Origin of the sequence: Pseudomonas sp. S5F11 (genome assembly GCF_019641515.1) — a bacterium.
In the GTDB taxonomy this organism is placed as follows: Bacteria; Pseudomonadota; Gammaproteobacteria; order Pseudomonadales; family Pseudomonadaceae; genus Aquipseudomonas; species Aquipseudomonas rhodesiae.
This window is the reverse complement of record NZ_JAIFJZ010000001.1, coordinates 5,748,708-5,759,309: the sequence shown is the minus strand read 5'-3', so window position 1 is coordinate 5,759,309 and position 10,602 is coordinate 5,748,708. Positions and strand designations below refer to the sequence as shown.

Annotated in this window: 12 protein-coding genes and 1 tRNA gene; 10 read left to right on the top strand and 3 right to left on the bottom strand. The window is 57.3% G+C overall.

Going from position 1 to position 10,602, the window contains the following annotated elements:
* The first annotated feature begins 87 nt into the window (after positions 1 to 87).
* The 10 genes from K1567_RS26180 (at position 88) to K1567_RS26135 (ending at position 9,623) form a co-directional block, all read left to right on the top strand.
* Positions 88 to 627 carry a thiamine pyrophosphate-binding protein gene (locus tag K1567_RS26180; RefSeq protein ID WP_003442221.1) on the top strand — a complete coding sequence of 180 codons (540 nt, stop codon included), beginning with the start codon at positions 88 to 90 and terminating at the stop codon, positions 625 to 627.
* Positions 615 to 1,211, top strand: coding sequence for a thiamine pyrophosphate-dependent enzyme (locus tag K1567_RS26175; RefSeq protein WP_034099090.1), 597 nt, complete (start codon positions 615 to 617; stop codon positions 1,209 to 1,211). Before K1567_RS26180 ends, K1567_RS26175 begins: the two co-directional genes overlap by 13 nt.
* Positions 1,212 to 1,277: 66 nt before the next feature.
* Positions 1,278 to 2,441 (top strand): acyl-CoA dehydrogenase family protein, encoded by a 1,164-nt coding sequence (locus K1567_RS26170; protein WP_034099092.1) that lies wholly within the window; start codon positions 1,278 to 1,280, stop codon positions 2,439 to 2,441.
* A 74-nt stretch (positions 2,442 to 2,515) separates the two neighbouring features.
* Positions 2,516 to 3,718 (top strand): CaiB/BaiF CoA-transferase family protein, encoded by a 1,203-nt coding sequence (locus tag K1567_RS26165; RefSeq protein ID WP_177449821.1) that lies wholly within the window; start codon positions 2,516 to 2,518, stop codon positions 3,716 to 3,718.
* Between the two features lie 63 nt (positions 3,719 to 3,781).
* Positions 3,782 to 4,531, top strand: coding sequence for an electron transfer flavoprotein subunit beta/FixA family protein (locus K1567_RS26160; protein ID WP_034099095.1), 750 nt, complete (start codon positions 3,782 to 3,784; stop codon positions 4,529 to 4,531).
* 16 nt (positions 4,532 to 4,547) lie between these two features.
* Positions 4,548 to 5,477: an electron transfer flavoprotein subunit alpha/FixB family protein gene (locus tag K1567_RS26155; RefSeq protein ID WP_034099096.1), complete on the top strand. Its 930-nt coding sequence runs from the start codon at positions 4,548 to 4,550 to the stop codon at positions 5,475 to 5,477.
* Between the two features lie 25 nt (positions 5,478 to 5,502).
* Complete coding sequence (locus tag K1567_RS26150; protein WP_034099098.1) at positions 5,503 to 6,348, top strand: MaoC family dehydratase N-terminal domain-containing protein; 846 nt, start codon at positions 5,503 to 5,505, stop codon at positions 6,346 to 6,348.
* Positions 6,345 to 7,160, top strand: a complete 816-nt coding sequence (locus K1567_RS26145; RefSeq protein WP_220698988.1) for a CoA ester lyase — start codon at positions 6,345 to 6,347, stop codon at positions 7,158 to 7,160. Before K1567_RS26150 ends, K1567_RS26145 begins: the two co-directional genes overlap by 4 nt.
* Before the next feature lie 61 nt (positions 7,161 to 7,221).
* Positions 7,222 to 8,613 carry an aldehyde dehydrogenase family protein gene (locus K1567_RS26140; RefSeq protein WP_034099102.1) on the top strand — a complete coding sequence of 464 codons (1,392 nt, stop codon included), beginning with the start codon at positions 7,222 to 7,224 and terminating at the stop codon, positions 8,611 to 8,613.
* Between the two features lie 95 nt (positions 8,614 to 8,708).
* Positions 8,709 to 9,623, top strand: coding sequence for a transporter substrate-binding domain-containing protein (locus K1567_RS26135; RefSeq protein WP_220699067.1), 915 nt, complete (start codon positions 8,709 to 8,711; stop codon positions 9,621 to 9,623).
* A gap of 170 nt (positions 9,624 to 9,793) precedes the next feature.
* Here the strand turns inward: K1567_RS26135 and K1567_RS26130 are convergent.
* The 3 genes from K1567_RS26130 to ihfA form a co-directional block, all read right to left on the bottom strand.
* A tRNA-Pro gene (locus K1567_RS26130) sits at positions 9,794 to 9,870 on the bottom strand.
* A gap of 90 nt (positions 9,871 to 9,960) precedes the next feature.
* On the bottom strand, positions 9,961 to 10,317 hold the full coding sequence (locus K1567_RS26125) for a MerR family transcriptional regulator (protein ID WP_003174972.1): 357 nt from the start codon (positions 10,315 to 10,317) through the stop codon (positions 9,961 to 9,963).
* Positions 10,298 to 10,600, bottom strand: coding sequence for an integration host factor subunit alpha (gene ihfA, locus K1567_RS26120; RefSeq protein WP_029613142.1), 303 nt, complete (start codon positions 10,598 to 10,600; stop codon positions 10,298 to 10,300). The genes K1567_RS26125 and ihfA overlap by 20 nt, the downstream gene beginning before the upstream one ends.
* Positions 10,601 to 10,602 lie beyond the last annotated feature (2 nt).

The following is a 10,602-nucleotide window of genomic DNA, read 5'->3' as shown; positions in this document are numbered from 1 at the left end:
TCAAAGACAAAAACGGTAGTCGCAGTCCGCTCCCAGCACTCCCAGAATGGGTGAAAACACAAAAGCAGCACTGCTTGGGAGATTGGCATGTCAACAGAAGCTGAACACACCGTGGGACAGGATTGGCAAGAGGACGTGTTCCGCGTGCTCAAGGCCCACGACGTCAAACACGTGGTCTTCGTACCGGATGCAGGTCACTCGGCGGCCATCCGCATGTCGTATGCCGACCCGGATATCAAGGCTGTCGTCCTCACCACCGAAGAAGAAGGCATCGGCTACCTCGCCGGCGCCTGGCTGGGCGGTGAGCGCGGTGCACTCTTGATGCAGTCCAGCGGCGTCGGTAACTGCATCAACACCCTGGCACTTCAAGTCTGTGCCGGCTTCCCGTTGTTGATGGTGGTCACCATGCGCGGCGACTGGGCCGAATTCAACGCGTGGCAGAACCCGATGGGCCAGGCCACAGAAGCCTCCCTGAATCTGATGAAAGTGATGACCTGGCGCGCGGACGTCCCGGAAGACGTTGCCCCGCTGCTGCACGGTGCCGCGACCATGGCCTTCAACGGTGATTCGTCCACTGCCCTGCTGCTCGGTCAGCGCCTGATTGGAGAAAAGAAATGGGTCAAGTAAGCGCAAACCACACTCTGTGCCGCCGCGAAGTGGTCAAGGCCTTGCTGGCCGACCGCAAAGACGTGCTGGTCGTGACGGGTCTCGGTTCGGCGTCCTACGACGTCATGGCTGCCGGTGACAATGATCTGAATTATTACCTGTGGGCTGCCATGGGCAGCGCGATCACTGTGGGTCTGGGCCTGGCAAATGCGCAGCCAGACAAATCGGTGGTGGTAGTCACCGGTGACGGCGAGTTGCTCATGGGCTTCGGTGCACTGGCCACGGTAGCACTGCAAAAGCCCGCCAACCTGACCATCGCGGTGCTGGATAACGGTCACTTTGGTGAAACCGGCATGCAAGTCAGCCACGCCGGTTTTGGTATTTCCCTGGACCAGGTGGCGAAGACTTGCGGCTTCAGTTGGACCGATGAAATCCGCGACATGGAAAGCGTACATGACCTGCGCGAGCGCTTTGCGAGCCGCGACGGCGTCAAGCTCGCGACGATAAAGATCAAAGCGGAAAACCCGCCACGGGTGCTGCCACCGCGCGATGGTCATTACGTCAAGAATCGCTTCCGTGCCGCCTTGGGTTTCAACCCGATCTGATTGCTCTTTGCCCGGACCCGGTCACGCAGGGCAGATGCCGTGCGTGACACGTTGAGGAGAATAATAATGACTGACCGTAACTCTGAAGAGCTCAATGCCATCCGCGAGGGCGTACGTGCTCTGTGCGCTGAATTCGATGCGGCTTACTGGCGCAAAGTCGACGAAGAAAAAGGTTTTCCGGAAACCTTCGTCAAGGCCCTGACCGATGCCGGCTGGCTGGCGGCGATGATTCCTGTCGAGTACGGCGGATCCGGCCTCGGGCTGGCCGAGGCCTCGGTGATCCTTGAAGAAGTGAACCGTTGCGGCGGCAACTCCGGCACCGTCCACGGGCAGATGTACAACATGTTCACCCTGCTACGACACGGCAGCGAGGCGCAGAAAAGCTACTACCTGCCGAAACTGGCCAGCGGTGAATTGCGCCTGCAATCGATGGGCGTCACCGAACCCACTACCGGCACCGACACCACCAAGATCAAGACCACCGCGATCAAGCGCGGCGACAAGTATGTGATCAATGGGCAGAAGGTGTGGATCTCACGAATCCAGCATTCCGACTTGATGATCCTGCTAGCGCGCACCACACCCTTGGCCGAGGTGAAGAAGAAGTCCGAGGGCATGTCGATCTTCCTTGTCGACCTGCGTGAGGCCATCGGCAATGGCATGACAGTGCAACCCATCGCCAACATGGTCAACCACGAGACCAATGAGTTGTTCTTCGACAACCTGGAGATCCCCGCAGACAGTCTGATCGGCGAGGAAGGCAAAGGCTTCCGCTACATCCTCGACGGGTTGAATGCCGAGCGCACCCTCATCGCCGCCGAATGCATCGGTGACGGTCGCTGGTTTATCGAAAAGGCCAGTGCCTATGCTCGCGACCGCGTGGTGTTTGGGCGTCCTATCGGGCAGAACCAGGGCGTGCAATTCCCCATCGCCGAAGCGCACATCGAAATCGAAGCGGCCGACCTGATGCGCTGGCGCGCCTGCGAGGAATACGACAGCGGCCTCAACGCCGGGGCCAGCGCCAACATGGCCAAGTACCTGGCGGCGAAAGCCTCCTGGGAAGCGGCTAATGCCTGCTTGCAGACCCACGGAGGCTTCGGCTTTGCCTGCGAATACGACGTCGAGCGTAAATTCCGTGAAACCCGTCTGTATCAGGTGGCGCCCATCTCCACCAACCTGATCCTGTCGTACGTTGCCGAACACCTACTTGAACTGCCGCGCTCCTTTTAAAGGATCAGCGTAAAGCCCAGTGCGTCGGCCCAAGCTGGCGCGGCTGGGGAGCCATGACAAGAGAGATAATAATCATGAGCCAACCCAAAGGCATCCGTCCGCTCGATGGCATTACCGTCGTCAGCCTTGAGCATGCGATTGCAGCGCCCTTCTGCACCCGACAATTGGCCGATCTTGGCGCGCGCGTGATCAAGGTCGAACGCCCAGGCACGGGTGACTTCGCCAGAGGGTACGACCAACGCGTCAACGGTCTCGCCTCGCACTTCGTCTGGACCAATCGTTCGAAAGAAAGCCTGACCCTCGATCTGAAACAAGATTCGGCCACCGAGGTGCTGGACAGCTTGCTGGCCACTGCCGATGTCCTGGTGCAGAACCTGGCGCCGGGTGCCGCAGCACGAATGGGACTTTCATTTGAGGCTTTGCATCAGCGGTTTCCGCGCCTGATCGTTTGTGACATTTCAGGCTACGGCGCAGGCGGCCCGTATGAAAAGAAAAAAGCCTATGACCTGTTGATCCAGAGCGAAGGCGGATTCCTATCGGTCACCGGCGGACCGGGTGAGGAAGAAATGGCCAAGGCCGGTTGCTCGATTGCTGACATCGCGGCCGGCATGTACGCCTACACCGGAATTCTATCTGCCTTGCTGTTGCGTGGACGCACTGGCGAAGGTAGCCACCTCGATGTGTCGATGCTGGAAAGCCTGGTCGAGTGGATGAACTACCCGATGTACTACGCCTACGACGGCGCTACACCTCCCCCTCGCGCCGGCGCCGCGCACGCCACGATCTACCCCTATGGCCCCTTCCCTATCGGTGACGGCACCACAGTCATGCTGGGGTTGCAGAACGAACGAGAGTGGCGGCTGTTTTGCGACAAGGTACTGCTTACTCCTGAACTGGCGAAAGACGAACGCTTCTCTGCCAACTTCAAGCGCGTCGAAAACCGTCAAGCGCTGCGGGCACTCATCGTTGAATCGTTCTCCACACTCAATTTCGATGCCGTGTTTGATCGGTTAGAGCATGCGCAAATTGCGAACGCCCGGGTCAACGACATGCAAGGTGTTTGGGACCATCCGCAACTTCAGGCACGTGACCGATGGCGGGAAGTCGAAACCTCCGCCGGCACCGTCCCGAGCTTGATACCTCCCGGCAGCAACAGCGCGTTCGAGCCACGCATGGATGCCGTACCGGGCCTCGGTCAGCACACCGAACAGGTGCTCAGGGAACTGGGTCTGGGTACAGACCGTATTGAACAAATGCGCGCAGCCGGGGCGATTTAGCCTTCATCTGAAAACAAAAAACCTGCCTGCAACAATCAAAGTTTTTCGAGAGAACACTGCCCAATGAAAATGCTGGTAGCTGTGAAACGAGTGGTCGACTACAACGTCAAGGTTCGCGTTAAGGCGGACAATTCCGGCGTCGACCTCGCCAACGTGAAAATGTCGATGAACCCGTTCTGCGAGATCGCCGTGGAAGAAGCCGTACGCCTGAAAGAAAAGGGTGTTGCGACCGAAATCGTTGTCGTCTCCATCGGCCCGTCCACCGCTCAAGAGCAACTGCGCACCGCGCTGGCTCAGGGTGCCGATCGCGCCATCCTCGTCGAATCCGCCGAAGATCTGACTTCCCTGGCCGTTGCCAAGCTGCTCAAGGCTGTTGTCGACAAGGAACAGCCACAGCTGGTGATCCTTGGCAAACAGGCCATCGACAGCGACAACAACCAGACTGGCCAGATGCTCGCTGCATTGAGCGGCTACGGTCAGGGCACGTTCGCTTCGAAAGTCGAAATCAGCGGCGACAGCGTGGCTGTTACCCGTGAAATCGACGGCGGCGCGCAGACAGTTTCCCTGAAACTGCCGGCCATCGTCACCACCGACCTGCGTTTGAACGAGCCGCGCTACGCGTCGCTGCCCAACATCATGAAAGCCAAGAAGAAGCCTCTCGACGTGCTGACTGCGGACGCTTTGGGCGTTTCCACCGCCTCCACCAACAAAACCCTGAAAGTCGAAGCGCCTGCTGCACGCAGCGCGGGTATCAAGGTCAAGTCGGTGGCTGAACTGGTCGAGAAACTGAAAAACGAAGCGAAGGTGCTTTGAGCTTAGGAGCCTAATCATGACTATCTTGGTAATCGCTGAACACGACAACAAAGTAGTGGCCCCGGCCACGCTGAACACCGTGGCTGCTGCCGTCAAAATCGGCGCTGACATCCACGTTCTAGTTGCAGGCCAGGGCGCTGGCGCCGTGGCTGAAGCCGCTGCGAAAGTGGCTGGCGTGGCTAAAGTGCTGGTTGCCGACAACGCTACCTACGCTCACCAGCTGCCGGAAAACGTTGCTCCTCTGGTCGCTGAACTGGGCAAGGGCTACAGCCACATCCTGGCTGCCGCTACTTCCACCGGCAAAAACATCCTGCCACGCGTTGCCGCGCAGCTGGACGTTGACCAGATCTCCGAGATCATCGCCGTGGTCAGCGCTGACACCTTCCAGCGTCCGATCTACGCCGGTAACGCCATCGCGACCGTACAGTCCAACGCTGCAGTGAAAGTGATCACCGTGCGTGCCACCGGTTTCGACCCGGTTGCCGCTGAAGGTGGTTCGGCTGCCGTTGAATCGGTGGCTGCTGCTCACGACGCCGGTACTTCCAGCTTCGTTGGTGAAGAACTGGCCAAGTCCGATCGTCCGGAACTGACCGCTGCCAAGATCGTCGTTTCCGGCGGCCGCGGCATGCAGAACGGCGATAACTTCAAGCACCTGTACGCCCTGGCCGACAAGCTGGGCGCTGCTGTTGGCGCTTCCCGCGCGGCAGTGGACGCAGGTTTCGTACCCAACGACATGCAGGTCGGTCAGACCGGCAAGATCGTTGCTCCACAGCTGTACATCGCCGTCGGTATTTCCGGCGCGATCCAGCACTTGGCCGGCATGAAAGACTCCAAAGTGATCGTTGCGATCAACAAGGACGAAGAAGCGCCGATCTTCCAGGTGGCCGATTACGGCCTGGTGGCGGATCTTTTTGAAGCGATTCCAGAAATGGCCACCCTGGCCTGATCACTGACCGACTGGAGCAAAGAATATGAGCAGCAGTTCCGATTTTTCCGCCTGGATTGGACGACGTCAGGAAAGCCAGGACCGGATCAGTTTCACTCTGGTCAGACGCATTGCCGCGACATTGGGCGAGTCGGCACCACAACCCGGTGAGCCGCTGCCGCCCCTGTGGCACTGGGCATTTTTTCAGGAGCCGGTGGGTGCCAGCGAACTGGGGCCGGACGGCCATCCAGCGCTTGGGGGATTTTTGCCGCCGGCCCATAACCGCAATCGCATGTGGGCGGGAAGCCGAATTGAGTTTTTCCAGCCATTAAAAGTGGATGCTGAAGTGACCTGTGTATCGACCATCCTCAACGTCGAGGAGAAGCACGGTCGCACGGGTTCCTTATTGTTCGTCACAGTACGCCATGAGTTTTTCCAGGACGGCAAACGCGCCCTTCAAGACGATCAGGACATTGTTTACCGTGAACCTTCCCCGCCCAAACTGAACGGTACCGAAAAGCTACCTGAAGGCCAATGGCAGGAACGGATAGAGCCCACTCCAACCCTGCTGTTTCGCTATTCCGCAGTGACCTTCAATGGTCATCGTATTCACTATGACTGGCCGTATGTGACAGAGACCGAAGGTTATCCGGGGCTGGTGGTACATGGTCCATTGATCGCCACGTTGAATTTGCGTGCCTTTACCAAAGCGCATCCAACTGCGCGCCTGGAGCGTTTCGCATTCCGCGGAGTACGACCTCTGATTTCGCCTAAGCCTTTCCAGGTGGGCGGACGTCTAATCGAAAACGGCAAGGCACAGGTCTGGGCTGGCAATCAGGACGGCACAGCACAGATCGGAGAGATCGAGTTCAGCAATGGAGCAACGCCATGAGCAAATCAATTGTTCGCTCCGCCCTGTTTGTGCCGGCTACTCGACCAGAGCGCATCTCAAAAGCTATTGCCACCGGGGCGGATCGAGTCATCGTTGACTTGGAAGATGCCGTGCAAGAAAACCTCAAGGAGCAGGCGAGGGATAATCTCGACGCGTTCCTGAGCGAAGCCCCGGATGCACGGATTCTGGTCCGAGTGAATGCCCCGGATCACTGGGCGCATGTTGCGGATCTGGATCTTTGCCGACGCCACGCCGGCGTTATCGGAATTCTGCTACCCAAAGCAGAAAGCGCGAAACAGGTCACCACAGCTGCCGGTACCGAAAAAACGATTTGGCCAATCATCGAGAGCGCGAAGGGCTTGTCAGCACTCAACGAAATTGCCGGCACTCAAGGCGTTGAGCGGTTGTCGTTCGGTAGTCTGGATCTGGGTCTGGACCTGAACCTGACTACTGGCAGCCATGCCGCCGAAGAAATCCTTAGCCATGCGCGCTACGCCGTTTTGCTCGCCACCCGGGTTGCAGTGCTCGCTCCAGCGTTGGATGGAGTATTTCCGTCGATCCAGGACACCGCTGGGCTACTACGCGCGGTTCATTTTGCACGCGACATGGGCTTTGGTGGCGCGCTTTGTATCCATCCAACCCAAGTCGCGATCATTCATCAGGCGCTAAAACCAAGCCAGGAAGAATTGCACTGGGCGCAACGCATTATCGAAGCCGCTCGTTCAGGTGAAGGCGTTTTCGTGCTGGATGGGCAAATGGTCGATGCGCCGGTCATTGGTCGCGCGCAATCCATTTTGGCTCGCGCGACCTGATTCAACACCGGCGCCGTTGCTTAGAAGCTATGAATCCATTCCCATCCTACAGGACGGTGTCATGACTAACGTTTCCAGCCTTACCCATGCCATTTCAATCAATCCCGCCAATGGTGAGCAGATCGGCCACTACCCCTTCGAATCCGCATCGGAACTGGAGGCATCACTGTCACGTTCTAACAAGGGGTTTTCCACCTGGCGTAGCCAACCCGTCGAAATGCGTTCGCAAGCACTGATCGCTTTGGCAAGGGCATTGCGCGACAACGCAGAAGCGATGGCGAAGATGATCACTCAAGAGATGGGCAAACCCAACACTCAGGCGCGCGGTGAGATTGAAAAGTGTGCGCAACTCTGTGAGTGGTACGCCGAGCACGGCCCCGCCATGCTAACCGCCGAACCCACTCAGGTTGAGGGCGGAAAGGCACGAATTGAATATCGTCCACTGGGTCCGATTCTCGCCGTGATGCCTTGGAACTTTCCGATCTGGCAGGTGCTGCGTGGCGCCGTCCCGGCGTTGATTGCCGGCAATACCTACGTCCTCAAACATGCGCCGAACGTGATGGGATGCGCCTATCTGCTACTAGACGCGTTCAAGCGCGCCGGCTTTGCTGAAGGTGTGTTCGAAGTCATCAATGTCACGCCCGACGGTGTCTCCACTGCGATAACAGACACTCGCATCGCCGCGGTCACGCTCACTGGCAGCGTCCGAGCGGGCATGGCTATTGGGGCACAGGCGGGTGCAGCTTTGAAAAAATGTGTGTTGGAACTGGGTGGCTCAGATCCCTTCATAGTGCTCAACGACGCCGACCTGGATGAAGCTGTCAAAGCCGCTGTGATTGGCCGCTACCAAAACACCGGACAAGTCTGCGCGGCGGCTAAACGCTTAATTGTCGAACAAGGCGTTGTCGAGGAATTTACCCGCAAGTTTGTCGAATCCACCTCCAAGTTGGTCATCGGCGATCCACTGGCCACAGACACTTACATAGGGCCCATGGCCCGCTTTGATTTGCGCGATGAACTGGATCGTCAGGTCCGAGACACCCTGGAAGAAGGTGCGACCTTGTTGTTGGGAGGCAGAAAGGCCGAAGGCCCTGGCAACTACTACGAGCCTACGGTCTTTGGTGATGTCACCGACCAGATGACCTCATTCAAACAGGAATTGTTTGGGCCCGTGGCATCGATCATCACCGCGCGGGACGCCGCACATGCATTGGAACTGGCTAACGACAGTGAATTTGGGCTCGCCTCGACCATCTACACACGCAATGTCCAACTGGCCCAGAAGCTGGCCGGCGAACTGGAAACCGGAGGCGTGTTCATCAATGGCTATTGCGCAACCGACCCACGCGTCACCTTCGGCGGCGTAAAGAAAAGCGGGTTTGGCCGTGAGCTTTCGCATTTCGGTGTGCGCGAATTCTGTAATGCACAGACCGTCTGGCTGGACCGTCACTAACAACAAGCAAGTCGCCAGGCCCAGCGAAAACGTCCGCTGAGCCAAAGATGGGCGAGTCAGAAAAAGACTCGCCCCACCTTTATGAGGAGCTTTTGATGCGAGTCTTCCCTGCAATGCTGGGCGTGACGCTGACTGCGGCGTTAACCTTCACGCCAGCGATGGCTGCCGAACTTACCGGTACACTTAAAAAAATTAAGAACTCGGGGACCATAACCCTGGGGCACCGAGACTCTTCAATTCCGTTCTCCTACATCGCCGACGCTTCCGGCAAACCAGTTGGCTACTCGCATGACATCCAATTGAAAATTGTCGACGCTATCAAGCAGGAACTTGAGATGCCCGAGCTGAACGTACGGTACAACCTGGTGACGTCACAAACGCGCATCCCGCTTGTGCAAAACGGTACTGTCGATCTGGAGTGCGGTTCTACAACCAATACCGCAGAGAGGGCGCAGCAAGTCGAATTTTCAGTCGGCATCTTCGAAGCCAGCACTCGACTGTTGGTCCGAAAGGATTCGATCTACAAAGACTTTGACCATCTCAATGGCAAGAACGTAGTGACCACTGCTGGCAGCACTGCCGAACGGATGCTCAAGGTCATAAATGCCGAGAAAAAGATGAACATGAACGTCATCTCTGCCAAAGACATTGGAGAGTCTTACCAAATGCTCGAGTCCGGCCGCGCCATTGCGTTTATGCAGGACGACGCATTGCTGGCGGGCGAGATGGCCAAGGCAAAGAAACCGGAAGATTGGGTGGTGACCGGCACCCCGCAATCCAACGAAATCTATGGTTGCACAATGCGTCGGGGTGATCCGGATCTCAAAAAAGTCGTGGATGACTCGATCAAGTCACTTTTCGTCTCGGGCGAAATCAACGCCATCTACGATAAATGGTTTACTCAGCCCATCCCTCCCAAAGGCTTGAATTTCAAATTCCCCATGAGCGCAGAACTCAAAACAATCATCGCCCAACCCAACGACCAACCGGCGCCGGAAAAGGCTCTTTAACGGTCGCCCCCTTCTGCTCAAGCGACCAGGACACAGCGAGGCACTCTCCTCGCGCCATGACCTTTGTATCAGCTGAAAATTCCACCAAGAGCCAGAGCTTTTGTAGGGGTAAAAACGCCTAAAAATAAAAAGGGGTCGCGAGATAAAATCTCGCAACCCCTTGAATTATATGGTCGGGACGGAGTGATTCGAACACTCGACCCCTAGCACCCCATGCTAGTGCGCTACCGGACTGCGCTACGCCCCGACTAGGCGTGTTACTGGGTTCGCTTCGCAACGAAGCGATCAGGAATATACCGCAAGCTTTTGAAATGTGGAAGTATTTTAAAAGCCGGATTTACTTCTTCAAAACCACCAGCACATCTTCGAGTTCGGAGATCATCTGGCGGATCAGTTGTTTGTACTGAGTGGTGTCGTCCTTGGCTTCATCACCGGACATGCGCTGACGCGCACCACTGATGGTGAACCCTTGGTCGTACAGCAACGCGCGGATCTGTCGGATCATCAGCACATCCTGGCGCTGATAATACCGACGGTTCCCGGTGCGTTTGACGGGGTTGAGTTGAGGAAACTCCTGCTCCCAATAGCGCAGCACGTGCGGCTTTACCGCACACAGCTCGCTGACTTCACCAATGGTGAAGTAGCGCTTGCCTGGGATGACGGGTAGTTCGTCGTTATGACTTGGTTCCAGCATAAGCCTCAACTCGGGCCTTCAACTTCTGCCCTGGACGAAAGGTGACCACACGGCGAGCCGTGATCGGGATTTCTTCTCCCGTTTTTGGATTGCGGCCAGGCCGCTGGCGTTTGTCCCGCAGGTCAAAATTGCCGAAACCAGACAATTTGACCTGTTCGTTTTCTTCCAGAGCATGGCGGATCTCTTCAAAAAACAGCTCGACCAATTCCTTGGCCTCGCGCTTGTTAAGACCCAGCTCTTCGTACAGACGTTCCGCCATCTCAGCTTTCGTCAAAGCCCCCATAC

Excerpts from the sequence above, each read along its gene's own strand:
- K1567_RS26125 (WP_003174972.1), bottom strand. The coding sequence starts at position 10,317 with ATGCTGGAACCAAGTCATAACGACGAACTACCCGTCATCCCAGGCAAG.
- K1567_RS26145 (WP_220698988.1), top strand. The coding sequence starts at position 6,345 with ATGAGCAAATCAATTGTTCGCTCCGCCCTGTTTGTGCCGGCTACTCGA.
- K1567_RS26135 (WP_220699067.1), top strand. The coding sequence starts at position 8,709 with ATGCGAGTCTTCCCTGCAATGCTGGGCGTGACGCTGACTGCGGCGTTA.
- K1567_RS26170 (WP_034099092.1), top strand. The coding sequence starts at position 1,278 with ATGACTGACCGTAACTCTGAAGAGCTCAATGCCATCCGCGAGGGCGTA.
- K1567_RS26180 (WP_003442221.1), top strand. The coding sequence starts at position 88 with ATGTCAACAGAAGCTGAACACACCGTGGGACAGGATTGGCAAGAGGAC.
- K1567_RS26165 (WP_177449821.1), top strand. The coding sequence starts at position 2,516 with ATGAGCCAACCCAAAGGCATCCGTCCGCTCGATGGCATTACCGTCGTC.
- K1567_RS26160 (WP_034099095.1), top strand. The coding sequence starts at position 3,782 with ATGAAAATGCTGGTAGCTGTGAAACGAGTGGTCGACTACAACGTCAAG.
- K1567_RS26175 (WP_034099090.1), top strand. The coding sequence starts at position 615 with ATGGGTCAAGTAAGCGCAAACCACACTCTGTGCCGCCGCGAAGTGGTC.
- K1567_RS26155 (WP_034099096.1), top strand. The coding sequence starts at position 4,548 with ATGACTATCTTGGTAATCGCTGAACACGACAACAAAGTAGTGGCCCCG.
- K1567_RS26140 (WP_034099102.1), top strand. The coding sequence starts at position 7,222 with ATGACTAACGTTTCCAGCCTTACCCATGCCATTTCAATCAATCCCGCC.
- ihfA (WP_029613142.1), bottom strand. The coding sequence starts at position 10,600 with ATGGGGGCTTTGACGAAAGCTGAGATGGCGGAACGTCTGTACGAAGAG.
- K1567_RS26150 (WP_034099098.1), top strand. The coding sequence starts at position 5,503 with ATGAGCAGCAGTTCCGATTTTTCCGCCTGGATTGGACGACGTCAGGAA.